The organism is Antarctobacter sp. (genome assembly GCF_965277915.1).
Lineage (GTDB): Bacteria > Pseudomonadota > Alphaproteobacteria > Rhodobacterales > Rhodobacteraceae > Antarctobacter.
In genome coordinates, this window is the sequence record NZ_OZ255849.1 from 3452426 (window position 1) to 3476644 (window position 24219).

Sequence of the window (24219 nt, forward strand, 5' to 3'; positions counted from 1 at the left end):
GAGGACCGGACATGAGCATTCTTCAGAAACACGCCGTCCTTGAAAAGAACGTCACCCTGCTGGCCATCTTCGCCTTTCTCGTGGTGACGATCGGGGGCCTGGTGCAGATCGTGCCGCTCTTCTACCTCGAAAACACCATCGAGGATGTCGAAGGCATGCGCCCCTACACGCCGCTGGAACTGGCGGGCCGCGAGGTCTACCTGCGCGAGGGCTGCTACGTCTGCCACAGCCAGATGATCCGCCCCATGCGGGACGAGGTCGAACGCTATGGCCACTACAGCCTTGCGGTCGAGAGCAAGTACGACCACCCGTTCCAGTGGGGGTCGAAGCGGACCGGGCCCGACCTGGCACGGGTTGGCGGCCGCTACTCGGACGAGTGGCACGTCGATCACCTGCGTGACCCGCAGTCGGTGGTGCCGGAATCGGTCATGCCCAAGTACGGCTTCCTCGAGGCCAAGCTGATCGAAGGCACCTATATCGGTGACCTGATGCGCACCAACCGCATGGTGGGCGTGCCCTACAGCGACGAGATGATCGAAGCTGCACAGGCCGACTTCCTGGCACAGGCCGACCCGGACAGCGATTACGACGGTCTGCTGGAACGCTACGGCGAGAACGTGAACGTCCGGAACTTTGACGGCGCCCCCGGCGTCTCCGAGGCTGACGCGCTGATCGCCTATCTCCAGATGCTGGGCACGCTGGTCGATTTCTCGACCTTCACGCCCGACGCCAGCCGCTGAGGAGGGAAAGACATGGAAACCTATTCCTTCCTTCGCCAACTGGCTGACAGCTGGGGACTTCTGGCGATGTTCGCCTTCTTCGTGGGGATCGTGATCTGGGCCTTCCGGCCCGGATCGGGAAAGGTCCACTCGGACACGGCCAACATCCCGTTCCGCCACGAAAACCGCCCCGCGCCCGCTTCGGGCGACGACACACCCGCCGCAAACTGAGGAGGCCGGGAAAATGAGCAACAACAAGAAGAACGACGATCTCGACTACGAGACGACGGGCCATGAGTGGGACGGCATCCAGGAGTACAACAAACCTCTGCCGAAGTGGTGGCTGTGGACCTTCTATGCCTGCATCGTCTGGGGCATAGGCTATACCATCGCCTATCCCGCCTGGCCGGGCATCTCGGGGGCTACCCCGGGGCTGTTGGGCTTCTCGACCCGCGGCAATGTGGAAAAGGCCATCACCGACCACGAGGCGGAACTTGGCCCGATCAACGACAAGCTCGCCTCGGTCGAGCTGACAGCCATCGCGGATGACCAGGAACTGCTGCAATACGCCAACAACGCCGGCGGCGCGATCTTCCGGACATGGTGCGCACAGTGCCACGGGTCCGGCGCCGCAGGTGCCAAGGGCTATCCCAACCTGCTGGACGACGACTGGCTCTGGGGCGGTTCCATCGAGGCGATCCACGAGACCGTCAGCCACGGCATCCGCAACGAGGTGGACGACATGGCCCGCTGGTCGCAGATGCCCGCCTTCGGCCGGGACGAGCTGCTGGAAAACGAAGAGGTCGTGCAGGTCGTCAACTACGTCATGCAGATGTCCGGGCAGGAGCCGCGTGATCCCGCCGCCGCCGAAGCGGGCGCCGAGGTGTATGACATCAACTGTTCGGGCTGCCACATGGAAGACGGCACCGGCGACCGATTCCAGGGCGCGCCCAACCTGACCGACCGGATCTGGCTCTACGGTGGCGATTACGACTCGCTCTACGACACGGTCTACAACTCGCGTTTCGGCGTGATGCCCCCGATGGGGGGTGCCGACCTGACCGAGGCGGAGATCCGCGCCGTTTCGGTCTATGTCCACGGCCTGGGCGGGGGCGAAGCCTCGGAAGAGTGACGCCCCGCATCATGGGAAAGACAGCGATCCCCTCGCCGAAAGGCGGGGGGATCTTTTCATGCCGGGCCCTCACCATCCGCCACGCCGCCCCGGTTCGACACCCATTCCCGAAAAACAAAAAAACCGCGCGGAGACCCGGCGGTTTGATGCAAGTCAAGGCTGCCCGGTGGCGGCCTGTCTATTGTGGGGTCAAGGTCGTCGGGAACATCATCCCGATGCAGACTTCCCGGCCTGAAAGGCTGGGCATGGCGCTGGTGTCCTGTCCTGTTCGCGCGTTTCCTGGGACACCAGCGCCCTTTTCATTTCCTTCACCGACGATCCACCGGCAAGGTGCCCGCGGGGGGTCCACCGTCCGGGCGCGGCGCACGGCAGCCGGTCGGCATTGCGACGCCGCGCCAAAGGTCGGGACGATAGACAATCGGGTCAATCATCGCGCCCGCTCCGGCGTCCGGCATGATTGCGGAACGGCAGGTCCTCGTCGAGCCAGCCCAGCTTGGGCAGATCCTGCGTGTTGCGATGCGGCGCCCGTGTCTCGTTGCGGGTGGCGGTGAGAAAGCTCTTGGCGAAAATTCCGAACATCTCGATCTCCTTTGCATGTCCTGTTCTGTCTTCAACTTGACGCAAGGGACCGCCTCATGCGACTCAGGAATAAATCCGCAGTGTAACCCTGGCTTACATATGAACTGGTCCTCCCTGCCTCCGCTCGCTGCCCTGCGCGCCTTTGCAGCCTACACGGAAACGCGATCTGTCAACGCGGCCGGGGACTTGCTTAATGTTAGCCACGCTGCGATCAGCCAGCAGATGCGCGCGCTGGAAGGCCACCTGGGCGTCGCCCTTCTGGACCGGTCCGGACGCAAGTTGGCCCTGACCCACGAGGGAGAGACCCTGGGCCGTACCCTGATCGAGGCTTTCGGATCCATCACCCAGACCGTCGAGGCGCTGACCGGTGCCGATGCCTCGCGTCCGCTTCAGATCTCGGTCACGCCGACCTTTGCTGCTGCCTGGCTGATGCCCCGGCTGAACGGGTTTCGGGAAAAACACCCCGACATCAACCTGATGATCGACCCTTCGGCGCTGGTGCAACCGCTGGAGCCCGGGGGATTCGACATGGCGCTGCGTTATGGCGACGGGAACTGGCCGGGTCTCGAGTCCGACCTGCTGATTTGGTCACCCATCGTTGTGGTCGCCGCACCTGACCTTGTCGGCACCCGCGACATCACGTCACCCGCCGATCTGCGCGACTATCACTGGCTCCAGGAACTGGGCACCAACGAGGCAACGGAATGGTTCGCCCAGCACGGTGTCGACCGCGATGCCGGGCGCGGCTTTACCGCCCTGCCCGGCAACCACATGCTGGAAGCCGCCCGTGCCGGACAGGGCGTCGCCATTGTCGCTGGGGTTTTCGTGGAAAACGACGTTCGTGCCGGGCGGCTTCGCAAGCTGTTCGAAGACAAGCGGAAAAAGGGTTATCACATCGTCACGCGTCCCGGCGTGCCGCGCCCCCCGCTCAAGGCCTTCCTGACCTGGCTCCGCCGCGAGGCCGGCAAAAGCTGAGTCACAAATTCAAAAATTGATGCAGGTCAAAGCTCCTGTCCCGCCGCTCTGGGTAAACCGCTCGCGAACCCGAGTCCAACGGAGCGATTCCCCGTGTCCGACAGTAACCCACCGTCCCTTTACGCAGCGCGCGAACCGATCTTTCCAAGGCGGGTCAGCGGCAAGTTCCGCAACCTCAAGTGGGTGATCATGATCGTCACGCTGGGCATCTACTACATCACCCCCTGGCTTCGCTGGGACCGCGGCCCGCAACTGCCTGACCAGGCGGTGCTGATCGACCTCGCCAACCGTCGCTTCTTTTTCTTCTGGATCGAGATCTGGCCGCACGAGTTCTACTTTGTCGCCGGTTTGCTGATCATGGCCGGACTGGGGCTGTTTCTGTTCACCTCTGCCCTGGGCCGGGTCTGGTGCGGCTATGCCTGCCCCCAGACCGTCTGGACAGATCTCTACATCCTCGTCGAACGCTGGGTCGAAGGGGACCGCAACGCCCGCCTGCGCCTGCACCGCCAGGAAAAGATGGATTTTCGCAAGATGCGGCTGCGGCTGACGAAATGGGCGATCTGGTTCCTGATCGGCCTGGCCACCGGCGGCGCCTGGGTTTTCTACTTTACCGACGCGCCGACGTTGCTGGTCGATCTCGTGACCGGGCAGGCGCATCCCGTGGCCTACACCACCATGTTGATCCTGACGGCGACGACCTTCTTCTTTGGCGGCTTCGCACGCGAACAGATCTGCATCTATGCCTGCCCCTGGCCGCGCATTCAGGCCGCCATGATGGACGAGGACACCTTGACCGTCGGCTATCGCGAATGGCGCGGGGAACCGCGCGGCAAGCACCGCAAGGCCGAGGGCGCCGAAAACCTGGGCGACTGCATCGACTGCATGGCCTGCGTCAACGTCTGCCCGATGGGCATAGACATCCGCGATGGGCAACAACTGGAATGCATCACCTGCGCCCTGTGCATCGACGCCTGCGACGACATGATGGCCAAGATCGGCAAGCCTCGCGGGCTGATCGACTACCTTGCCCTGTCGGACGAACCGCGCGAGCGCGAGGGTAATACTCCCCGCCCGATCTGGCAGCATATCTTCCGCGTGCGGACCATCATGTATACGGCGCTGTGGTCGCTGGTCGGCATCGGGCTGGTCTTTGCCCTCTTCATCCGGCCGGATATCGAGATGACGGTTGCCCCGGTCCGCAACCCGACCTTCGTGACCCTGTCCGACGGCTCGATCCGCAATACCTACGACGTGCGGCTTCTGAACAAGCACGGCGAGGACCGTCCGTTCCGGATCTCGCTGACCGGAAACGAATACCTGCGGGTGCAACTGGAAGGCACACCCTATGAAACCGTGGACGTGCCCGCCAACGAGACATTCCTGCAAAAGGTCTATGTCATCGCCCCGCCCGACTCCGGCCCGGCAGAGGCAGAGCGCACGGAATTCCGGTTCTGGGTCGAGGATCTGACCAACGGCGACCGGGCCCATAGTGACACAATCTTCAACGGAGCGGCGAACTGATGGCCAAGAAAGAGTTCAAGCTGACCGGCTGGCATGTGCTGGGGATCTTCGGCGGTGCCTTCGGCATCATCATCGGGGTCAACATCGCGCTGGCGGTCAATGCCGTCAGCACCTTCCCCGGGCTCGAGGTGGCCAACTCCTACGTCGCCAGCCAGACCTTCGACAAGCGCCGCGCCGCGCAGGAGGCCCTGGGCTGGACCGTCGAGGCGCGGCTGGAGGAAGACATGCTGATCCTATCGATCACCGACGAGGACGGGCGCCCGGTGCAGGCGGGCAAGCTGACCGCCAAGGTCGGCCGCCCCACCAATGGCCGTGAGGACCGCGTGCCCGAGTTCGCCTTCAACGGTCACGCCTATATCGCCTACGAGGACCTGCGCCCCGGCAACTGGGACGTCTGGTTGGATGCCACCGCGCTCGACGGCACGCCGTTTCAGCAGCGGCTGCAAATGACGGTGGCAAACTGAGATGACCGCAACCCTGCGCCCGCCCGCCTCGGCCTGCCCGGCCTGTGCCGCCGCCCCGGCGGCAGAGGCGCTGGCAGAACACGACACCCCGCGCGAGGCCCATATCGTCCTGTCGCTGCCCACGATCCATTGCGCGGCCTGCATGTCCGCCGTGGAACGGGCGCTGGACAAGGTCCCCGGGGTTCGTTCGGCCCGTGTCAACCTGACCATGAAACGGGTCAGCATCGAAGCCGACCCCGAACTGACCGCCGCCGACGTGATCCCGGTGGTCCAGGGGGCGGGCTACGAGGCGCATGAACTGGACAACACGGCGATTTCCGCGACGGCCACGGACAAGGCCGGGCGCGACCTGCTCATGCGGCTGGCGGTTGCCGGTTTCGCGGCGATGAACGTCATGCTTCTGTCGATCGCGGTCTGGTCAGGGGCCGAGGGGCCGACGCGCGACCTGTTCCACTGGATCTCGGCTGCGATTGTCCTTCCGGCGGTCGGTTTCTCGGCCATGCCCTTCTTCAGGAACGCCTGGATGGCGCTGTCTGCGCGCAGCCTGAACATGGACGTGCCGATTTCACTAGCGATCCTGCTGGCGGTGGGCACCTCGCTCTGGGAAACCTCGCTCTCCGGCGAACACGCCTATTTCGATGCGGCCATCGCGCTGACCTTTTTCCTGCTGACGGGCCGTTACCTCGATCACCGCACGCGCTCTGTGGCCCGGTCCGCGGCCGAGGAACTGGCCGCGCTGGAGGTGCCCCGCGCCTGGCGCGTCACGGAGGCGGGCGAAACGCAGGTCCCGGTGGGCGAACTGGCCGTCGGTGACCTGATCCGTGTGCGCCCAGGCGGGCGGATGCCGGTGGATGGCGAAATCGTCTCGGGCACATCAGAGCTGGACCGATCCTTGCTGACGGGCGAGACCCTGCCCGTTTTCGCAGAACCCGGGCGCAGGGTCAGCGCCGGAGAGGTCAACCTGACCGGCCCGCTGACCATTCGCGCCAGCGCCGTCGGCCGCGACACCTCGCTTCACCGCATGGCCGATCTGGTGGCCGTGGCCGAGTCCGGCCGCTCGCGCTACACCTCGCTGGCCGACCAGGCCGCGAAACTCTATGCCCCCGGCGTCCATATCCTGTCTGCGCTGGCTTTCGTCGGTTGGCTGATCTACGCGGGCGACCTGCGCGTGGCCCTGAACATCGCCGCCGCCGTTCTGATCATCACCTGCCCCTGCGCCCTGGGCCTGGCCGTGCCTGCCGTCACCACAGCTTCCTCTGGCAGGCTGTTCAAGCGCGGGCTGCTGATCAAGGATTCGACCGCGCTCGAACGGCTCGCGCAGGTCGACACCGTTGTCTTTGACAAGACAGGCACGCTGACCTCCGGAACACCGGAACTGACCAACCTCGGCGATTTCACCCGCCGCGACCTGGAAATCGCGCTGGCGCTGGCCGAAGGCTCCAGCCACCCGCTGTCACAATCCCTTGCCGCCGCCGCGCGCGAGGCCGGGATCAATCCCGAGCCCCTGACGGACGTGACAGAGATCCCGGGCCACGGCACCACGGGCATCTGGCGCGGGCAGGAGGTCCGGCTGGGCCGGGCAAGCTGGGTCGGTGGCGTCCAGACCGACCGGACGGCCGCCTGGCTACGGGTCGGGGACGGGCCGGCCCAGGCCTTTCTCTTCACCGACCGGCTGCGCGACGGGGCCGAAGAGGCCGTCACCGCCCTGCAGGAGGCCGGCCTCAATGTCATCCTGATCTCCGGCGACACCACGCGGGCGGTCGAGTCCCTGTCCGAACGCCTGGGCATCACGCAGTGGATGGCCGAGGCCCTGCCGCAGGACAAATCCACCCGCATCGCCACGATGAGCCGCGATGGCGCGCATGTGCTGATGGTGGGCGACGGGCTGAACGACACGGCGGCGCTGACCGCCGCCCATGCCTCGATCTCTCCGGCCTCGGCTCTGGACGCCGCGCGCGTCGCCTCGGACATCGTCCTGCTGGGCGGCTCGCTGGCGCCGATCCCCGAGGCGGTGCAGACCGCCCGCAAGGCCACGCGCCGCATCCGCGAGAATTTCACCGTGGCGACCTGGTACAACATCATCGCAGTTCCCCTGGCGGTGGCCGGGCTCTGTTCGCCGCTGATTGCCGCATTGGCCATGTCGGCCAGCTCGATTACCGTGTCGCTGAACGCGCTGAGACTGCGATAGGAGGCCTGTCATGAACATCCTGACCTACCTGATTCCGATCTCGCTGGTGTTGGGCGGCGCGGGCCTGGCCTTTTTCGTCTTCACCTTGCGGTCGAACCAGTACGACGATCCCGAGGGCGACGCACAGCGCATCCTGTCGGGCGAATACGACGACCGGCCAAAGCAGGACTGACAGGCCCAGTCCGCGCGCGGACAGCCTGGCGGATCGGAACATTCCCCCTGGGACACAGACGCTCCTGTCCTCTCCGGCCCCCTTCCGGCTTCTTCTCTGCAAAAATACTCCGGGGGTGAATGCGCGGCACGCGCAAAGGGGGCAGCGCCCCTGACCCCGCTCAACCCGTCGCAACGTCGGCTCCAAGGGTTCAGCGCCGCGCCGCTGGCACCGCCAAAGCATTGGGGCGCTGCAAGTATCGGCGAAGCTGGGCCCCTTCACACCGGCAGGGCCGTGGTCCGGAACACCGTGCGCAGGGCGAAGGAACTTTGCATCTGCGCCACGCCCGGCAGGCGGCTGAGATACTGGCGATGGATGCGGGCGAAATCCTCGGTATCCTCGGCCACCACCTTGAGAATGTAGTCCGCCGTTCCCGCCATCAGGTGACATTCCAGGATCGCCGGGACCCGCGTCACCGCCTTTTCAAAGGCTTCCAGCACCTCGTCCGCCTGGGTCGTCAGGGTGATTTCCACGAAGACCGTCGACGGGAAACCCATCCGCCGCGCATCCAGCAGCGCCACGTAGTCGCGGACATAGCCCTCGGTCTCCAGTCGCTGGACCCTGCGATGACAGGCCGAGGCCGACAGGTGCACCTCGTCGGAGAGGTCGGCGTTCGAGATGCGCCCCTTGCGCTGCAATACGCGCAGAATGCGCCTGTCTGTCTCATCCAGCGTCATATACGCAAGATCCTCCACCCCAAACGATCAATCATCGAAAATTCGTGCGCCATGCCCCGTCAGAATGCGCGAGCTTGCGACCCCTTTGCAAGACTTCGCTGGCATACTGTCGGATACACCCCAGGAGGAGAACACATGAAGATCGGTTGCCCCACCGAGATCAAACCCCAGGAATTCCGCGTCGGCCTGACCCCGAATGCCGCCCGCGAGGCGGTGGGACATGGTCACGAGGTCATCGTGCAAAAAGGCGCCGGTGCCGGCGCCGGCTTTGTGGACGAGGATTACACCGCCGCTGGCGCCAGGCTGGCCGAGACCCCGGCCGAGATCTTTGCCGAAGCCGAGATGATCGTGAAGGTCAAGGAACCGCAAGCCGCCGAACGCGCCATGCTGCGCGAGGGGCAGTTGCTGTTCACCTACCTCCACCTGGCCCCCGATCCAGCGCAGACGCAGGATCTGTTGACCTCCGGCTGCACCGCCATTGCCTATGAGACCGTCACGGACGAGCGGGGCGGCCTGCCGCTGCTGGCGCCGATGTCCGAGGTCGCAGGCCGGCTTGCGCCGCAGATGGGCGCCTGGACGTTGCAGAAGGCCAATGGCGGGCGCGGCGTTCTGATGGGGGGCGTGCCCGGCGTCGGCCCGGCGCGCGTTCTGGTGATCGGTGGCGGTGTCGTCGGTACCCATGCGGCGCGCATCGCCGCGGGTATGGGCGCGGACGTGACGGTCCTGGACCGCTCGCTGCCCCGGCTGCGCTATCTCGACGACGTCTTTGGCGGCACCTTCGGCACAGGCTATTCCAGCACCGGCCTTCTGGCCGAGCACCTGGAACAGGCGGACACGGTGATCGGCGCGGTGCTGATCCCCGGGGCAGAGGCGCCCAAGCTGGTGAGACGTGCCGATTTCGCATCCATGAAACCGGGTGCAGCGCTGGTGGACGTGGCCATCGACCAGGGCGGCTGTTTCGAGACATCGCGCGCCACGACCCATGCGGATCCGATCTACGACGTGGACGGCATCATGCATTATTGCGTGGCCAACATGCCCGGCGCCGTGGCACGGACCTCGACCATCGCGCTTGGCAATGCCACGATGCCCTACATGCTGGCGTTGGCGGACAAGGGGTGGAAACAGGCCTGCGCCGACGATCCCCACCTGCTGAACGGTCTGAACGTGCACGCGGGCAAGCTGACCTATTACGCGGTCGGACAGGCACAGGGCATTGACGTGACCTCTCCGCAACTGGTGATCAAGGGCTGAGGCCCGGTCCACGTTAGAGAACCACGATCCCGCTGTGCTTGGCCTTGTGCTCGGGCTCGACGTGGATCGTGACGCGGCACCCGTCGAAGGCGGCCATCATGGCCGCCTCGACCCGGTCACAGATATCGTGCGCCGCATCGACGGACATTTCCCCCGGCACCACCAGGTGAAACTCGACAAAGGTCGCCTGCCCCGCGTGGCGGGCGCGCAGGTCATGTGCCTCGACCGCGCCTTCGGCATGGGCCGAGATCAACTCGCGCATGGCCTCGAGGTCGGCTTCGGGCACGCTTTCGTCCATCAGCCCGCCGACAGAGCCACGCAGAACGTGCCAGCCCGACCAGAGGATGTTGACCGCCACGAGGGCCGCCAGCAGCGCGTCCAGCCAGAGCGCCCCCGTCAGAACGGCGGCGACCACGCCGATGGCGACCCCGGCAGAGGAAACTACGTCCGTCATCAGGTGCCGCCCGTCGGCCGCCAACGCGGGTGAGCGCAGGTTGCGCCCCTCGCGCATCAGCACAAGGGCCCAACCCGCGTTCACGATGCTGGCCAGGCCGATCAGCAGCAGGCCGGTAAAGGGCGCGTCGATGTCGCGCGGGGCGTTCCAGGCGCCCCAGGCCTCGTTCAGGATGATGATCGCCGCCACGACGATCATCACCCCTTCCATGACGGCGCTGAAATACTCGGCCTTGTGATGGCCAAAGGGGTGGTCCGCATCGGCCGGTTGCACTGCGATGCGAACGGCCACGAAAGCGGCGATGGCCGTGGCCACGTTGACGATGCTTTCCAGTGCGTCCGAAAGCAGAGCGACAGAGCCGGTCATCCACCAGGCAAGCAGTTTTATCGCAAGCACGGCAAACCCGACAGCGATACTGCCCAGGGCGATTTTCACGGCTCTTGGCATGACATCTCCTGGCAGGCGCGTCGCACCGGCCTGATAGCCAAGGCCCCCGGGCCGTGCAACCCGGGGGCGCCGTTCAGCCCCGCTTCAACGCGTCGCGGATCTCCAGCAGGACTTCCAGTTCGGTCGGCCCCTTGGGCGCTTCGGCGACGGGCTCTTCCTCTTTTTCGGCGGCTTCCTTGATGCGGTTGACCATCTTGACCAGCAGGAAAACCACAAAGGCGATGATCAGGAAGTTGATCACGGCCATGACGAACTTGCCAAAGGCAAACACCGGCGTCCCCGCCTCTGTCGCGGCATCGAGCGAGGCATAGTCATTGCCGTCCATCGCGTAGAACCAGCCGGAGAAGTCGATGCCGCCGGTAAACAGCGCGATCACCGGATTGATGATGTCGCCGACCAAAGAGGTCACGATGGCCGTAAAGGCCGCACCGATGATGATACCCACGGCCATGTCCATGACATTGCCCTTGGCGATGAAATTCTTGAATTCTTCCAACATGGCTCTTTGTCCCTTTTCCGGCGCATCCGCCTGTCCACATGCGTTCTGCGCAATCGCACAGCCCGGCCCCTGTGAAACCGGGAAAAACACGCCTAGCTTTCCCCCAAACCGGAAAAAGGCCAAGAAAATGTTCGATCTCGCCACTCATCCCGTCGCGGCCCGCTGGCCCGCACTGCACCCCGAGCGCATCCAGCTCTACTCGTTTCCCACGCCGAACGGGGTCAAGGCCTCGATCATGCTGGAAGAGACCGGCATGCCCTACGAGCCGCACCAGGTCACGCTGGCGGATGCAGACGTCAAGAGCGATGCCTTCCTGAGCCTCAACCCCAACAACAAGATCCCGGCAATCATCGACCCGGACGGCCCGGACGGGGCGCCGCTGGCCCTGTTCGAATCCGGTGCGATCCTGCTGTACCTGGCAGAAAAAAGCGGCACGCTGCTTGGGAACTCCGCCCGTGAAAAGCATCGGATCACACAATGGCTGATGTTCCAGATGGGCGGGGTGGGCCCGATGCTGGGCCAGCTTGGTTTCTTCCACAAGTTCGCGGGCGCCGAGATCGAGGATCCGCGCCCGCGTGAGCGTTACATCAACGAGGCCAGGCGCCTGTTGAACGTGATCGAAGGCCGGCTGGCGGACAGGGACTGGATTGCCGGCGACTATTCCATCGCCGACATTGCCATCGCGCCGTGGCTGAACATCCTCGATTTCTACGGCGCGCGAGACGTGGTCGGCTGGACCTCGTTTCCCCGTACCAATGCCTATCTCGAACGCTTCCTCGACCGTCCGGCCGTCAAGCGTGGCATGAAGATACCGGCGCGCGAAGGATGATCTGACCGGCTCCGGGGCGGGGTTTTCCCGCCCCGGAGACTCAGCCCGGCAAAGCGCCCGTCAGGACGTAACGCAAGACCTGCACGACCTCCTGCGGCGTGCGCGCCACCGCCAGCGCGGCGGCATCGACCTCTTTCAGGGCGTGATCGTGTTCCGGCGGTTGCAGGATGATCAGCGACTTGCCCAGTGCGCTGGCATAGCCCGCGTCAAAGGCGGCATTCCACTGCTTGTACTTGTCGCCGAAACGCACAACGACCACGTCCGCGTCCGCGATCCCCTTGCGGGTGCGGATGGCATTGACCATCGCGCCCTTGTGGTCATGCCAGTACTTGTTGTCCTCTGCGCCCAGAATCTGGACACCGCAGTCGTCGCTGGCCGCGTGATCGGTGACCGGCGCGTTGAAGGTGATGTCCAGCCCCTGCGCGCCGTCGATGATCTGGTCGCGCCAGTCGGTGTGGATCTCGCCCGAGAGATAGACGTTCAGTCCCATATCCGCTCCTTCCCATGAAAAAGGGCGCGAAAGGCGCCCTGTTTCCTGTCAACATATCCGGCCCTGCGCACATGGCAAGGCGAGAGCGACCGACGCTCACCCGTCGACCCGGATGACCTCGTTCTTCGGGTCGTAGGGGCTGTCCTGGGTGATCGTCGCGTCCCAGAGCTGGTCCAGCATCTTGACCTTCAGTCGCGTACCCTCGACCGCCAGCTCGGGCTTGACGTACCCCATGCCGATGGACTTGCCGAAGGCGACCGAGTAGCCGCCCGATGTCAGACGCCCGACGCGGGTGCCATCCGGCGCATAAAGCGCCTCGCGGCCCCAGGGATCGGCATCCGCCGGTCCGTCGATCAGCAGCGTCACGCATTTGGACCGCACGCCGGTTTTCTCCAGCTTGGCCTTGCCGTGGAACTCCTTGGTCAGGTCGACAAAGCGTGGCAGGTCGGCCTCCAGCGGGGTCGCGTCACGCCCCAGTTCGTTGCCGAAGGCACGGTAGGATTTCTCCTGCCGCAGCCAGTTCTGGGCGCGGGCGCCGACCAGCTTCATCCCGTGCTTTTCGCCGGCGGTGGTCAGTTGGTCCCACAGGTTGTTCTGCATCTCGATCGGGTGATGCAGCTCCCAGCCAAGCTCACCGGTATAGGCCACGCGGATCGCCATGACGGGCACCATGCCCAGTTCGATGTTGCGCATCGACAGCCAGGGAAAGCGCTTGTTGCCCAGCACCGTCGACGGGTCAGCATCCTTGACGATCTCGTTCAGAACGTCACGCGATTTCGGACCGGCGATGGCAAAGACACCCCATTGGGTGGTCACGTCATGACAGGAGATCCAGCCGAATTCGTCGCGCTTGTCCTCGATCGCCTTGCGCAGGTAGTCGCTGTCATAGGACGTCCACGCCCCCGCCGAGACCAGGTAGTACTTGTCCTCGGCCAGGCGCACGATGGTGTATTCCGTGCGGGTCGTACCATGGCTGGTCAGCGCGTAGGTCAGGTTGATGCGGCCGACCTTGGGCAGCTTGTTGCAGGTGAACCAGTCCAGGAATCGCGTCGCGCCGGGCCCCTCGACGATGTGCTTGGTAAAGGCGGTCGCGTCGATCAGGCCCACGCCCTCGCGCACGGCCCTCGCCTCTTCCACGGCATACTGCCACCAGCCGCCGCGACGAAAGCTGCGCGCATCGTGGTCGAAGTTCTCCGGCGCATCCAGCGGGCCGTAGTAGTTGGGACGCTCCCAACCATTGACGAACCCGAACTGCGCGCCCCTGGCCTTTTGGCGGTCATATGCGGGCGCGGTGCGCAGCGGACGGCAGGCGGGGCGTTCCTCGTCAGGGTGGTGCAGGATGTAGACGTGGTCGTAGCACTCTTCGTTTTTGCGCGCGGCAAACTCGGTGGTCATCCAGTCCTGACCGTATCGTTTCGGGTCGAGCGAGGCCATGTCGATCTCGGCTTCGCCGTCCACCATCATCTGGGCGAGGTAGTACCCGGTGCCGCCCGCGGCGGTGATGCCGAAGGAAAACCCCTCTGCCAGCCACATGTTGCGCAGGCCCGGGGCCGGGCCGACCAGCGGGTTACCGTCCGGCGTGTAGCAGATCGGGCCGTTGAAATCGTCCTTGAGGCCGGATTCCTCGCAGGAGGGCATCCGGTGGATCATCGCCATGTACTGCTCCTCGATCCGTTCCAGGTCGAGCGGGAAGAGGTCGGCGCGGAAGCTGTCCGGCACGCCGTATTCAAAGCAGGCGGGCGCGTTTTTCTCGTAGACGCCCAGGATCCAGCCGCCCCGCTCTTCGCGGACGTAGGATTGCGCGTCTGCGTCGCGGATGACCGGGTGCTCGGGGTTGCCCTCGGCCCGCCAGCCCTGTAGCGCGGGGTCCGCGTCCGTGACGATGAACTGGTGCTCGACCGGGATCGCGGGGATCTTGATGCCCAGCAATCTTGCGGTGCGCTGTGCGTGGTTGCCCGAAGCGGTGACAACATGCTCGGCGGTGATCGTGACCGTCTCGTCGCTTTCGACCAGGTTGCCCCCCTTTTCCACCATCTTGGTGCAGGTGACTTCCCAGTGCGTGCCGGTCCAGTTGTAGCTGTCGGCCTGCAGCTTGCGCACGATCTCGACGCCGCGCTGACGGGCGCCCTTGGCCATCGCCTGCGTCACGTCGGCCGGATTGATGTAGCCATCCGTGTGGTGGTACAGCGCGCCCTTCAGATCCTCGGTGTTGATCAGCGGCCAGCGTTCCTTGATCTCGTCCGGGGTCAGCCAGACGTAGGGCACGCCACAGGTTTCCGCGGTCGAGGCATAGAGCCTGTACTCGTCCATACGCTCATCGGTCTGGGCCATGCGCAGGTTGCCGACCACGGCGAAACCGGCATTCAGCCCGGTCTCTTCCTCGAGGGTCTTGTAGAAATCCACCGAGTACTTGTGGATGTGGGTCGTCGCATAGGACATGTTGAACAGCGGCAGCAGGCCCGCTGCGTGCCAGGTCGAGCCGGAGGTGAGCTCATCACGCTCGACGAGCATGACGTCTTCCCAGCCGGCCTTGGCCAGGTGATAGGCGATCGAGGTGCCGACGGCGCCACCGCCGACGACCAAAGCTTTGACATGGGTTTTCATGACGCGACTCTCCGGGTTCATTTTCCCTTCAATACCGCGCCGCACATCCCGGCGCCGCGCGCGCCCGACACGTCATGCGGGGAAAACGACGCGCAAGAAGATCGCTGTGCACGCAAAAAGCCGCGGAAAGGCGCCGCGGCCTTTCTCATGCGTCATGCACCTGTTCCTAGCACTGGTAACGGTAGGTAAAGACCAGCGTATCCGTGCGCCATTCGCCGGTCGGCTGGCAATTCCTCTGAACCTGGTATTGCCCCGTGACCTGAACGCGAAGGGGGTTCTGCAGGACCGGCCCCTCGACATGGTATTCCAGCGGCGTACTCGGGCAATACTTGGAAAACCGCCGCGCCGTACCGCTGTACCACTCGCCGTTTTTCCAGCCATTGAACAGCAGCGTGCCGGGGGTCACGCCCGCCGGATACTGCCAACTGTGTGGCGTCGTTTCGTACCAGAACCAGCGGTTGTTGCCCTGATCGGTCAGGCGCATGATGGATCCGTTATGATCCCAGCAGGAATCCGCGACTGCCGGGCTGGCCACGATGCAGGCCAGGATCATGGAAATCAGTGGTTTCATTGGAATGCCTCTCGCGTTGACGCCTGGTAAGATTCCAGTCTCCGCTCTGGCTCTGGAACCTGTCAAACCTTTTCGCTCTTTCGATTTTTCCGCTTTCGGTGTCGTGACGCCAAACGCGTACCCGGCTTGAAGGCCAGCAGATCCCCTATGGGTTGCACGGGAGTTGGGAATGGCACGCGCAAGGGTTTCGACACGCTCGCCCTTGCCGGGCAGACCGGCTTGGCACTCTGCACGCACTTGCGGGACGAAACGCCCCCTGCCCGACCTGAATCTGACAAACCCCGGGCCACGCCCGATGCCCCGCGGCATGGCCGGCAGAGATCCGGCAAAAAAGTCCACCACCCTGATTTCGCCTGCCTGACAAGGCGACATGCGGCGATTCCCCGCTGATTTGCCCCCCTGCCCCCCTTCCGCATCGAGTGGCTCAGCCCTATAACGGCGCTGGCCCGGACTGGCAGAGTCGCGGGCCAATGAGGCAATGGGGCAAGAGCAATATGTTTGGCATGGATGGCATCCTGGGCCTGTTTTCTTCGGACATGGCCATTGACCTGGGGACCGCGAACACGCTGGTCTACGTCAAGGGCAAGGGCGTTATCCTGTCGGAGCCCTCGGTGGTCGCCTACCATGTGAAGGACGGCCAGAAGAAAGTCCTGGCCGTGGGCGAAGACGCCAAGTTGATGCTGGGCCGGACCCCCGGCAGCATCGAGGCGATCCGCCCGATGCGCGAAGGCGTGATCGCGGATTTCGACACAGCCGAGGCGATGATCAAGGAATTCATCCGCAAGGTTCACCGCCGCTCGACCTTTTCCAAGCCCAAGATCATCGTCTGCGTGCCGCATGGCGCGACACCGGTCGAAAAACGCGCCATCCGCCAATCGGTGCTGTCGGCCGGGGCGCGCAAGGCGGGCCTGATCGCCGAACCCATCGCCGCGGCCATCGGCGCCGGCATGCCGATCACGGACCCAACCGGCAACATGGTCGTCGATATCGGCGGCGGCACCACCGAGGTCGCCGTGCTTTCGCTGGGCGACATCGTCTATGCGCGTTCCGTGCGCGTAGGGGGTGACCGCATGGACGAGGCGATCATCAACTACCTGCGCCGCCAGCAGAACCTCCTGGTGGGCGAATCCACCGCAGAACGCATCAAGACTTCCATCGGCACCGCCCGGATGCCCGACGACGGGCGCGGCAGTTCCATGCAGATCCGCGGCCGTGACCTGCTGAACGGTGTCCCCAAGGAAACCGAGATCAGCCAGGCCCAGGTGGCCGAGGCGCTGAGCGAACCCGTGCAGGCGATCTGCGAGGCGGTGATGACGGCACTCGAGGCGACGCCGCCGGACCTGGCGGCCGACATCGTCGACCGGGGCGTGATGCTGACCGGCGGCGGCGCGCTGCTGGGGGACCTGGACCTGGCGCTGCGCGAGCAGACCGGACTGGCCGTTTCCATAGCCGACGAGTCGCTCAATTGCGTGGCTTTGGGCACCGGCAAGGCGCTGGAATACGAAAAACAGCTGCGCCACGCCATCGACTACGACAGCTGACGGCGACCGGGACGGGTGCCTCGGCAGTTGGCCGGCACCCGCTGTACCGAAGCGCCGGGTCCCTGTATCATCCGCCAAACCTGACGCGAGAGACACTTGGCCAGCGACCGCAACGCATCCGACGACTTCACCGGCCCGCTCAAGCGGCTATTGCTTGTCGTCCTTGCGCTGGTGCTCTTCGGGTTCTTCCTGCTGTGGCGGATCGACAGCCCGCGCGTGGAACGGTTCCGCGCGCAGGTCGTCGACGCCGTGGTGCCGCGCATGGACTGGGCGATGGCGCCGGTGACGGCCACCATCCGGCTGGTGCGCGATTTCCAGAGCTATCAACAGCTATTTGAGCAGAACGAGGAGCTGCGTCGCGAGCTGCGCAAGATGACCGCGTGGAAAGAGGCGGCGCTCCAGCTGGAACAGGAAAACGCCCGGCTGCGCGATCTCAACAATGTGCGACTGGACCCGCGCCTGACCTATATCACGGCCGTGGTGCTGGCGGACTCCGGCTCTCCGTTCCGGCAGTCGGTGCTGATCAACGTGGGCGGGCGCGACGGCATCGTGGACGGCTGGGCAACGATGGACGGCATCGGGCTGGTGGGCCGTGTGTCCGGGGTGGGTGCCAATACCAGCCGCGTGATCCTGCTGACCGATGCGACATCGCGCATCCCGGCGGAAATCCAGCCTTCGGGCCAGCGCGCCATCATCGCGGGCGACAACACCTCTGCCCCGCCCATCGACTTCCTGGAAAACCCGGACCTCGTGCGCCCCGGCGACCGGATCGTGACCACCGGCGACGGAGAGGTCTTTCCCCCCGGCCTCCTGATCGGGCAGGTGGCGCAGGATCCCGGCGGGCGGCTTCGCGTACGTCTGGCCGCCGACTATGAACAGCTGGAATTCCTGCGCGTCCTGCGCGACCACGGCGCGCGCCGGGTCGAGGCGCCCTCGTCGCTGATCCTGCCGGAGGTGCTGCCCGACGCCGGTACGCCACCGCCCGCCGCAGCTCCGGGAACGCCCGGCGATGGCTGAGAACAGCCCGGCGCGGCTCTGGACCATGCGGGCCACCTACGTGGCGCTCGCATTGGCGATCTTCTTCGTCCACCTGTTGCCGCTGCAGATCATGCCGTCGCGCATCGCGGGGCCGGACGTCCTGACGGCGCTGACCTTTGCCTGGGCGCTGCGGCGGCCCGACTATGTGCCGATGTTGTCCATCGCCGGGGTCATGCTGTTGGCGGATTTCCTCTTTCATCGGCCGCCCGGTCTCTGGGCGCTGCTGGTGCTGCTGACCTCCGAGTGGCTCAAGGTGCGGGGCCGGCATGTGCGCGAGAACACCTTTGCCGCCGAATGGCTGACCGCCGCCACCGGCCTTCTGGTCATCACCGTGATCTACCGCGTCACTCTCGCACTCTTGATCGTGACGCCGGGAATGCTTTCTCTATGGGTGATGCAATATGGTATGACGGTCGCGATTTACCCCCTGGTGGCCGCGGTCAGCTACCTTGCACTTGGCGTGCGGCGCAGCACGCCCGGCGAATATGATCACACGGGACGCCCGCTATGAGACGAAGCCCACGCGAAACCGCCGACAGTGCCCGCCGCATCACGCGTCGCGGGCTGATCCTTGGCGGGCTGCAGCTGGGCTTTGCCGGGGTTCTGGCATTGCGCATGCGCCACATGCAGGTCGACCAGGCGGATGAGTTTCGCCTGCTGGCAGAGGAAAACCGAATCAACATCCGGCTCATTCCCCCTGCCCGCGGCCGCATCTTCGACCGCGAAGGCCGGGTGATCGCCGAAAACGAACAGACCTACCGCATCACCCTGACGCGCGAGGACGCGGGTGATGTGACCACGGTGATCCGGCGCCTGGGCCAACTGGTGGAACTGGACGAGGACGACCTGAACCGCGCCCTGGCCGAGATGGAGCGCACGGCGCCTTTCTTTCCCGTCACCATCGCCGACCGCGTTCGGTGGGAGGACATCAGCCGTGTCGCGGTCAACGCCCCTGCCCTGCCCGGCGTCACCCCCGAGGTGGGCCTGAGCCGCGTCTACCCGAATCGCGATCTCTATGCCCATGTGGCGGGCTATGTCGGACCGGTCTCGGAACGCGACCTGTCGCGCTACGAGGATCCGCCGCCGGTGCTGCGCATCCCCCGGTTCCAGATCGGCAAGGTGGGCGTCGAGGCAAAATACGAGGAACAGCTGCGCGGCAATGCCGGCGCCAAGCGGGTCGAGGTCAATGCCGTGGGCCGCGTCATGCGCGAGTTGGACCGGCGCGAGGGCGAGGCCGGCGCCGACCTGCAGTTGACCGTCGATACGGCGCTGCAGGAATACGTCCAGGCGCGCCTTGGCCAGGAAAGCGCCTCTGTCGTGGTGATGGACGTCAACCGGGGCGACCTGCTGGCCATCGCTTCGGCCCCGTCCTACGACCCCAACAAGTTCGTGCGCGGGATTTCGGTGGCCGACTACGGCGAGTTGCGTGACAACGACCACCGCCCCCTGGCCTCGAAAACCGTGCAGGACGCCTATCCGCCCGGCTCGACCTTCAAGATGGTCACGGCGCTGGCTGCGATGGACGCAGGTCTGATGACACCCGAAGACACGGTCTGGTGCCCCGGCCATCTCGAGGTCGGCGGGCGCAAGTTCCACTGCTGGAAGCGTGTCGGGCATGGCCACATGACGCTGGAGCAGAGCCTTCGCGAAAGCTGCGACGTCTATTACTACGAAATGGCACTGAAGGTGGGTATCGAGCGGATCGCCAGCATGGCGCGACGCCTCGGGCTGGGCGAGGCGCATAACATTCCCATGTCCGCCGTGACCAGCGGCTTGATCCCGGACAAGAACTGGAAACGGCTCAACCGCGGCGCGGACTGGGTGATCGGGGACTCTGTCAACGCCTCGATCGGCCAGGGCTTTGTCCTGTCCTCGCCGCTGCAACTGGCGGTCATGACGGCGCGCATCGCAACCGGCAAGGCGGTGACGCCGCGCCTCGTCAAGAGCGTCGACGGCATCGAGACCGTGCACCTGGAGGGGGCCGATCTTGGGCTGAACCCAAACCACCTGCGCCAGATCCGCCGCGCCATGTTCGCGGTGTCGAACCACCGCCACGGCACCGCCTACCGGTCGCGCATCAACGCCGCGGAAATGCGCATGGCCGGCAAGACGGGCACCAGCCAGGTCCGCAACATCACCGCCGCCGAACGTGCACGCGGTGTGACCTCGAACGACGACCTGCCCTGGGAACGGCGTGACCACGCGCTGTTCGTGAACTTCGCCCCGGCAGAGGCGCCACAGATTGCCGTTTCGGTGGTTGTGGAACACGGAGGCGGCGGCAGCACCGCGGCGGCCCCGATTGCCCGCGACGTCACGCTGCAGGCGCTTTACAAGGGCGATCCCCCGCTCGAGGCCTATCCCACGGCGGACCGACGCCGCATCAAGGCCCAGCAGGAGCGGCTGGCGCGCGAACGCGCCGAGCGCCGCGCGCAAGGGAGCGACAGCGCGTGACCTATCTTGAATACAACGTCAAGACGGTCCCCACCGGCTGGCGCAAGATCCTGCACCTGAACTGGCCCTTGATCGTCTTGCTGACGGCGGTGGCGGGTATCGGTTTCCTGATGCTCTACTCGGTCGCGGGCGGATCGTTCAGCCCCTGGGCCGAACCCCAGATGAAACGCTTTGGCCTTGGCCTGGCGTTGATGTTCGTCGTGGCGATGGTGCCGATATGGTTCTGGCGCAACATGGCGCTGGTCGCCTATTTCGGCGCGCTTGGCCTTCTGGTGATGGTCGAGCTGTTCGGTGCCGTGGGCATGGGCGCGCAGCGCTGGATCGACCTCGGCTTCATGCGGTTGCAGCCCTCAGAGGTGATGAAAATCGCGATGGTCATGCTGCTGGCCGCCTACTATGACCGGCTGCCGCTGTCGCGGACGTCGCGGCCGCTCTGGGTGCTGGTTCCCATCCTGATCATTCTTGTACCCACGGGCCTGGTCCTGACCCAGCCGGACCTGGGGACGGCGATCCTGTTGATGACGGCAGGCGGGCTGATAATGTTCCTTGCCGGGGTGCACTGGCTGTATTTTGCCACCGTGATCAGCGCTGGCATCGGCACCATCTGGGCCGTGTTCCAGAGCCGCGGCACCGATTGGCAACTGTTGGCGGATTACCAGTTCCGCCGTATCGACACATTCCTTGACCCGTCACAGGATCCGCTGGGCGCGGGCTATCACATCACCCAGGCCAAGATCGCGATGGGCTCGGGCGGCTGGACGGGGCGCGGTTTCATGCAGGGCACGCAGTCGCGGCTGAACTTCCTGCCCGAGAAACACACCGACTTCATCTTCAACACGCTGGCCGAAGAGTTCGGTTTCGTCGGCGGCGTATCCCTGCTGGCGCTCTACGTGCTGATCCTGCTGTTCTGCATCGTGGCGGCCCTGCAGAACCGTGACAGGTTCTCTTCGCTGCTGATCCTTGGCATCGGGCTGACCTTCTTCCTGTTCTTCGCCGTGAACATGTCGATGGTCATGGGGTTGGCGCCGGTTGTCGGCGTGCCGCTGCCGATGGTCAGTTACGGCGGGTCTGCCATGCTGGTCCTGATGCTGGCCTTTGGCTTGGTGCAAAGCGCCCATATCCACCGGCCAAGGTGATCCGGGCTGCACCCGGCCCGGTGCACCGGCTTTCCCTTGGCCCGTGCGCGTGGTCTAAGGGGCCAAAAGCAGACCGGAGCCCCGACCATGACCAATATCCTCTTCGCCGCCCGCTCCGAGAAATGGGAAGACTACGAAGCCCCCCTGCGCAGCGCGCTTGACGCCGCGGGGCTGGACTATCGACTGGACACCGACCTGCCCGCCGACGAGGTCGATTACATCGTCTATGCGCCGAATTCGGACGTGCAGGATTTCACGCCGTTCACCCGGCTCAAGGCCGTGCTCAACCTCTGGGCCGGGGTCGAGGGGATCGTGGGCAACGAGACCCTGACCGTGCCGCTGACCCGCATGGTCGATGAGCACGGCCTGACCCAGGGTATGGTGGAATGGGTAACCGGCCATACGCTGCGCCATCACCTTGGCATGGACGCGCATATCGTGAACCCGGACCGCAAGTGGGACACGACCCCGCCGCCGCTGACGGCGGACCGCCCGGTAACGATCCTCGGGATGGGCGCGCTGGGGCAGGCCTGTGCCAGTGCGCTGACCGCGCTGGGTTTCCCCGTCACGGGGTGGAGCCGCACGCCAAAGGATCTGCCCGGTGTCACTTGCCATGCAGGGGAAGACGGGCTGCGCAAGGCCTTGACCGGCGCGCAGATCGTCATCCTTCTGCTCCCGGACACGCCTGCCACCCTGAACCTGATCGACGCCAGTACCCTGGCCATGCCGGCGCGCGGCGCCTTTCTCATCAACCCCGGGCGCGGGCCGCTGATCGACGATGACGCACTGATCGCCGCGCTGGACGCGGGCCAGATCGCCCATGCGACGCTCGACGTCTTCCGGGTCGAGCCGCTGCCGGAGGATCATGCCTTCTGGTCTCATCCGCGTGTCACCGTCACACCGCATATCGCCTCGATAACACGTCCCGGGACGGCGGCCCGCGTGATCGCCGAAAATATCCGCAGGGGCGAAACCGGGGAACCCTTGTTGCACCTCGTGGACCGCGACGCCGGCTACTGACCCCCTCGCGGGCTTGACCCGGCGCCGTTCAACGGCCAAATCCCTGTCCAACCGCCTTGCTTTCAGGAAATCCCATGCCCTTCGACCGCACCGTCAAGATCGCCCCGTCCATCCTGTCCGCCGATTTCGCCGACTTCGGGCGCGAGATCCGCGCCGTCGAGGATCAGGGCGCCGACTGGATCCACGTTGACGTGATGGACGGACATTTTGTCCCGAACCTCACCTTCGGCCCGCCCGCGGTCAAAGCCTTTCGCAAACATGTCAAGACGGTCATGGACGTGCACCTGATGATCGCCCCCGTCGATCCCTACATCGAGGCCTATGCCGAGGCGGGCGCCGACATCCTGACCGCCCATGTCGAGGCCGGCGCACATACCCACCGCACCCTGCAGGCGATCCGCGCCGCCGGAATGAAAGCCGGTGTGGCCCTGAACCCCGGCACCCCGGCGCAGGCCGTCGAACACCTGCTGGACCTGACAGACCTTGTCTGCGTGATGACCGTGAACCCAGGCTTCGGCGGGCAGAAATTCATCGACATGACAAGCAAGGTCCGCACCCTGCGCCAGATGATCGGCGACCGCCCGGTACATATCGAGATCGACGGCGGTGTCGATCCGACCACCGCGCCGCTTGTGGTCGAGGCCGGGGCCGACGTTCTGGTGGCGGGCTCTGCGGTGTTCCGCGGCGGCTCGGTCGAGAACCCGGCACCTTATGGTGAGAACATCCGCGGTATCCGCATCGCGGCCACCACGCTTGCCGCATGAGCCTGACCATCGCCTTCGACCTCGACGGCACGCTGATCGACAGTGTGCCGCATATTCATCACGGCGTGGCCTCGGCACTGGCGGAAATGTCGCTGCCCGGGATCGACCGCCAAACGACGCAGGGCTTTGTCGGACGCGGCTTGCCGATCCTGCTGGAACGGGTTCTGGATCACCTCGGCGTTTCGCAGGACCATCATGCCGAGCTGACGCGCCGCACCATGCATCACTACGTCAACACGCCCAGCGACCCGGCGTCGGTCTATCCCGGCGCCCGCGAGGCGCTGACCGCATTGCAAGACGCGGGCCACCGGCTGACGCTTTGCACCAACAAGCCGCATGAGGCCGCGCTCTCTGCCCTGCGCGACACCGGGCTGGCGCCGTTTTTCGATATCGTCATCGGCGGCGACAGCCTGCCCACGCGCAAGCCAGACCCGGCCATGCTGAACGCCGCACTCAACGGTGCCTCGCGCGCCCTCTACGTCGGAGACAGCGAAACAGACGTCGAGACCGCGCAGAACGCGGGCATCCCGTTCCTGCTGTTCACCGAAGGCTATCGCAAGACCCCGGTCGGCGACCTGCCGCACAGGGCCAGTTTCGCGGATCACGCCGATCTGCCCGCGCTGGTCGCGGATCTGGCCTAGGACAGGGTCAGGCC

At 65.3% G+C, this 24219-nt stretch carries 25 protein-coding genes; 18 read left to right on the forward strand and 7 right to left on the reverse strand.

Annotated elements, in window-relative coordinates:
- Positions 1–11 precede the first annotated feature (11 nt).
- Genes ccoO through ccoP form a run of 3 tightly spaced genes read left to right on the forward strand, consistent with a single transcriptional unit; the run spans position 12 to position 1851 of the window.
- Positions 12–740, forward strand: coding sequence for a cytochrome-c oxidase, cbb3-type subunit II (ccoO, locus tag ACQY5B_RS17710; protein ID WP_305968862.1), 729 nt, complete (start codon positions 12–14; stop codon positions 738–740).
- Between the two features lie 12 nt (positions 741–752).
- Positions 753–950 carry a cbb3-type cytochrome c oxidase subunit 3 gene (locus ACQY5B_RS17715; protein ID WP_305968861.1) on the forward strand — a complete coding sequence of 66 codons (198 nt, stop codon included), beginning with the start codon at positions 753–755 and terminating at the stop codon, positions 948–950.
- A 13-nt stretch (positions 951–963) separates the two neighbouring features.
- On the forward strand, positions 964–1851 hold the full coding sequence (gene ccoP, locus ACQY5B_RS17720; protein WP_305968860.1) for a cytochrome-c oxidase, cbb3-type subunit III: 888 nt from the start codon (positions 964–966) through the stop codon (positions 1849–1851).
- Between the two features lie 423 nt (positions 1852–2274).
- On the opposite strand, the gene ACQY5B_RS17725 is transcribed toward ccoP, so the two are convergent.
- Positions 2275–2430 (reverse strand): hypothetical protein, encoded by a 156-nt coding sequence (locus ACQY5B_RS17725; RefSeq protein ID WP_420328190.1) that lies wholly within the window; start codon positions 2428–2430, stop codon positions 2275–2277.
- Between the two features lie 99 nt (positions 2431–2529).
- On the opposite strand from ACQY5B_RS17725, the gene ACQY5B_RS17730 reads away from it, so the two are divergent.
- The 5 genes from ACQY5B_RS17730 (at position 2530) to ccoS (ending at position 7750) form a co-directional block, all read left to right on the forward strand.
- Complete coding sequence (locus ACQY5B_RS17730; RefSeq protein WP_420328188.1) at positions 2530–3405, forward strand: LysR family transcriptional regulator; 876 nt, start codon at positions 2530–2532, stop codon at positions 3403–3405.
- A gap of 93 nt (positions 3406–3498) precedes the next feature.
- Positions 3499–4926 (forward strand): cytochrome c oxidase accessory protein CcoG, encoded by a 1428-nt coding sequence (gene ccoG / locus ACQY5B_RS17735; protein WP_305968856.1) that lies wholly within the window; start codon positions 3499–3501, stop codon positions 4924–4926.
- Positions 4926–5390 (forward strand): FixH family protein, encoded by a 465-nt coding sequence (locus tag ACQY5B_RS17740; protein ID WP_305968855.1) that lies wholly within the window; start codon positions 4926–4928, stop codon positions 5388–5390. Before ccoG ends, ACQY5B_RS17740 begins: the two co-directional genes overlap by 1 nt.
- Position 5391: 1 nt before the next feature.
- Positions 5392–7578, forward strand: coding sequence for a heavy metal translocating P-type ATPase (locus ACQY5B_RS17745; protein WP_420328187.1), 2187 nt, complete (start codon positions 5392–5394; stop codon positions 7576–7578).
- 10 nt (positions 7579–7588) lie between these two features.
- Positions 7589–7750 (forward strand): cbb3-type cytochrome oxidase assembly protein CcoS, encoded by a 162-nt coding sequence (ccoS, locus tag ACQY5B_RS17750; RefSeq protein ID WP_043136439.1) that lies wholly within the window; start codon positions 7589–7591, stop codon positions 7748–7750.
- Positions 7751–8007: 257 nt separating this feature from the next.
- Here ccoS and ACQY5B_RS17755 read toward each other — a convergent pair whose 3' ends face one another.
- Positions 8008–8466 (reverse strand): Lrp/AsnC family transcriptional regulator, encoded by a 459-nt coding sequence (locus ACQY5B_RS17755; protein ID WP_305968853.1) that lies wholly within the window; start codon positions 8464–8466, stop codon positions 8008–8010.
- A 135-nt stretch (positions 8467–8601) separates the two neighbouring features.
- Between ACQY5B_RS17755 and ald the strand changes: the two genes are divergently transcribed.
- Entirely contained in the window at positions 8602–9720 is a 1119-nt protein-coding gene (gene ald / locus ACQY5B_RS17760; protein WP_420328186.1) for an alanine dehydrogenase, read from the forward strand.
- A gap of 13 nt (positions 9721–9733) precedes the next feature.
- On the opposite strand, the gene ACQY5B_RS17765 is transcribed toward ald, so the two are convergent.
- Entirely contained in the window at positions 9734–10621 is an 888-nt protein-coding gene (locus ACQY5B_RS17765) for a cation diffusion facilitator family transporter (RefSeq protein WP_420328185.1), read from the reverse strand.
- A gap of 73 nt (positions 10622–10694) precedes the next feature.
- The gene (gene mscL, locus ACQY5B_RS17770; RefSeq protein ID WP_305968850.1) at positions 10695–11120 is read right to left on the reverse strand and encodes a large conductance mechanosensitive channel protein MscL; all 426 of its coding nucleotides are present in this window, start codon (positions 11118–11120) and stop codon (positions 10695–10697) included.
- A gap of 127 nt (positions 11121–11247) precedes the next feature.
- On the opposite strand from mscL, the gene ACQY5B_RS17775 reads away from it, so the two are divergent.
- Positions 11248–11949, forward strand: a complete 702-nt coding sequence (locus ACQY5B_RS17775; RefSeq protein ID WP_420328183.1) for a glutathione S-transferase family protein — start codon at positions 11248–11250, stop codon at positions 11947–11949.
- A 40-nt stretch (positions 11950–11989) separates the two neighbouring features.
- On the opposite strand, the gene ACQY5B_RS17780 is transcribed toward ACQY5B_RS17775, so the two are convergent.
- The 3 genes from ACQY5B_RS17780 to ACQY5B_RS17790 all read right to left on the reverse strand — a co-directional run bounded on the left by ACQY5B_RS17780 (position 11990) and on the right by ACQY5B_RS17790 (position 15614).
- Entirely contained in the window at positions 11990–12439 is a 450-nt protein-coding gene (locus tag ACQY5B_RS17780; protein ID WP_305968848.1) for a YtoQ family protein, read from the reverse strand.
- 96 nt (positions 12440–12535) lie between these two features.
- Entirely contained in the window at positions 12536–15043 is a 2508-nt protein-coding gene (locus tag ACQY5B_RS17785) for a GcvT family protein (RefSeq protein ID WP_420328182.1), read from the reverse strand.
- Between the two features lie 166 nt (positions 15044–15209).
- Positions 15210–15614 carry a hypothetical protein gene (locus ACQY5B_RS17790; protein WP_305968846.1) on the reverse strand — a complete coding sequence of 135 codons (405 nt, stop codon included), beginning with the start codon at positions 15612–15614 and terminating at the stop codon, positions 15210–15212.
- Positions 15615–16117: 503 nt separating this feature from the next.
- Here ACQY5B_RS17790 and ACQY5B_RS17795 point away from each other — a divergent pair.
- From ACQY5B_RS17795 to gph, 8 genes are all read left to right on the forward strand, one after another.
- The gene (locus ACQY5B_RS17795) at positions 16118–17155 is read left to right on the forward strand and encodes a rod shape-determining protein (protein ID WP_371931771.1); all 1038 of its coding nucleotides are present in this window, start codon (positions 16118–16120) and stop codon (positions 17153–17155) included.
- Between the two features lie 96 nt (positions 17156–17251).
- Complete coding sequence (mreC, locus tag ACQY5B_RS17800) at positions 17252–18172, forward strand: rod shape-determining protein MreC (RefSeq protein ID WP_420328180.1); 921 nt, start codon at positions 17252–17254, stop codon at positions 18170–18172.
- Positions 18165–18704: a rod shape-determining protein MreD gene (locus tag ACQY5B_RS17805; protein ID WP_420328179.1), complete on the forward strand. Its 540-nt coding sequence runs from the start codon at positions 18165–18167 to the stop codon at positions 18702–18704. Before mreC ends, ACQY5B_RS17805 begins: the two co-directional genes overlap by 8 nt.
- Positions 18701–20644, forward strand: a complete 1944-nt coding sequence (mrdA, locus tag ACQY5B_RS17810) for a penicillin-binding protein 2 (protein ID WP_305968843.1) — start codon at positions 18701–18703, stop codon at positions 20642–20644. Before ACQY5B_RS17805 ends, mrdA begins: the two co-directional genes overlap by 4 nt.
- Positions 20641–21780: a rod shape-determining protein RodA gene (gene rodA, locus ACQY5B_RS17815; RefSeq protein WP_420328177.1), complete on the forward strand. Its 1140-nt coding sequence runs from the start codon at positions 20641–20643 to the stop codon at positions 21778–21780. Before mrdA ends, rodA begins: the two co-directional genes overlap by 4 nt.
- A gap of 87 nt (positions 21781–21867) precedes the next feature.
- The gene (locus tag ACQY5B_RS17820; protein WP_420328176.1) at positions 21868–22800 is read left to right on the forward strand and encodes a 2-hydroxyacid dehydrogenase; all 933 of its coding nucleotides are present in this window, start codon (positions 21868–21870) and stop codon (positions 22798–22800) included.
- Between the two features lie 74 nt (positions 22801–22874).
- Positions 22875–23564 (forward strand): ribulose-phosphate 3-epimerase, encoded by a 690-nt coding sequence (gene rpe / locus ACQY5B_RS17825; protein WP_420328175.1) that lies wholly within the window; start codon positions 22875–22877, stop codon positions 23562–23564.
- Entirely contained in the window at positions 23561–24205 is a 645-nt protein-coding gene (gene gph, locus ACQY5B_RS17830) for a phosphoglycolate phosphatase (protein WP_420328173.1), read from the forward strand. The genes rpe and gph overlap by 4 nt, the downstream gene beginning before the upstream one ends.
- The last annotated feature ends 14 nt before the right edge of the window (positions 24206–24219 follow it).

Coding starts and splice junctions, on each gene's coding strand:
- rpe (WP_420328175.1), top strand. CDS start 22,875: ATGCCCTTCGACCGCACCGTCAAGATCGCCCCGTCCATCCTGTCCGCC.
- ACQY5B_RS17805 (WP_420328179.1), top strand. CDS start 18,165: ATGGCTGAGAACAGCCCGGCGCGGCTCTGGACCATGCGGGCCACCTAC.
- ACQY5B_RS17755 (WP_305968853.1), bottom strand. CDS start 8,466: ATGACGCTGGATGAGACAGACAGGCGCATTCTGCGCGTATTGCAGCGC.
- ald (WP_420328186.1), top strand. CDS start 8,602: ATGAAGATCGGTTGCCCCACCGAGATCAAACCCCAGGAATTCCGCGTC.
- ACQY5B_RS17785 (WP_420328182.1), bottom strand. CDS start 15,043: ATGAAAACCCATGTCAAAGCTTTGGTCGTCGGCGGTGGCGCCGTCGGC.
- ACQY5B_RS17745 (WP_420328187.1), top strand. CDS start 5,392: ATGACCGCAACCCTGCGCCCGCCCGCCTCGGCCTGCCCGGCCTGTGCC.
- ACQY5B_RS17730 (WP_420328188.1), top strand. CDS start 2,530: ATGAACTGGTCCTCCCTGCCTCCGCTCGCTGCCCTGCGCGCCTTTGCA.
- ccoO (WP_305968862.1), top strand. CDS start 12: ATGAGCATTCTTCAGAAACACGCCGTCCTTGAAAAGAACGTCACCCTG.
- ACQY5B_RS17775 (WP_420328183.1), top strand. CDS start 11,248: ATGTTCGATCTCGCCACTCATCCCGTCGCGGCCCGCTGGCCCGCACTG.
- ACQY5B_RS17790 (WP_305968846.1), bottom strand. CDS start 15,614: ATGAAACCACTGATTTCCATGATCCTGGCCTGCATCGTGGCCAGCCCG.
- gph (WP_420328173.1), top strand. CDS start 23,561: ATGAGCCTGACCATCGCCTTCGACCTCGACGGCACGCTGATCGACAGT.
- mscL (WP_305968850.1), bottom strand. CDS start 11,120: ATGTTGGAAGAATTCAAGAATTTCATCGCCAAGGGCAATGTCATGGAC.
- ACQY5B_RS17725 (WP_420328190.1), bottom strand. CDS start 2,430: ATGTTCGGAATTTTCGCCAAGAGCTTTCTCACCGCCACCCGCAACGAG.
- ACQY5B_RS17765 (WP_420328185.1), bottom strand. CDS start 10,621: ATGCCAAGAGCCGTGAAAATCGCCCTGGGCAGTATCGCTGTCGGGTTT.
- ccoP (WP_305968860.1), top strand. CDS start 964: ATGAGCAACAACAAGAAGAACGACGATCTCGACTACGAGACGACGGGC.
- ACQY5B_RS17715 (WP_305968861.1), top strand. CDS start 753: ATGGAAACCTATTCCTTCCTTCGCCAACTGGCTGACAGCTGGGGACTT.
- ACQY5B_RS17795 (WP_371931771.1), top strand. CDS start 16,118: ATGGATGGCATCCTGGGCCTGTTTTCTTCGGACATGGCCATTGACCTG.
- ccoS (WP_043136439.1), top strand. CDS start 7,589: ATGAACATCCTGACCTACCTGATTCCGATCTCGCTGGTGTTGGGCGGC.
- ACQY5B_RS17780 (WP_305968848.1), bottom strand. CDS start 12,439: ATGGGACTGAACGTCTATCTCTCGGGCGAGATCCACACCGACTGGCGC.
- mrdA (WP_305968843.1), top strand. CDS start 18,701: ATGAGACGAAGCCCACGCGAAACCGCCGACAGTGCCCGCCGCATCACG.
- ACQY5B_RS17740 (WP_305968855.1), top strand. CDS start 4,926: ATGGCCAAGAAAGAGTTCAAGCTGACCGGCTGGCATGTGCTGGGGATC.
- ACQY5B_RS17820 (WP_420328176.1), top strand. CDS start 21,868: ATGACCAATATCCTCTTCGCCGCCCGCTCCGAGAAATGGGAAGACTAC.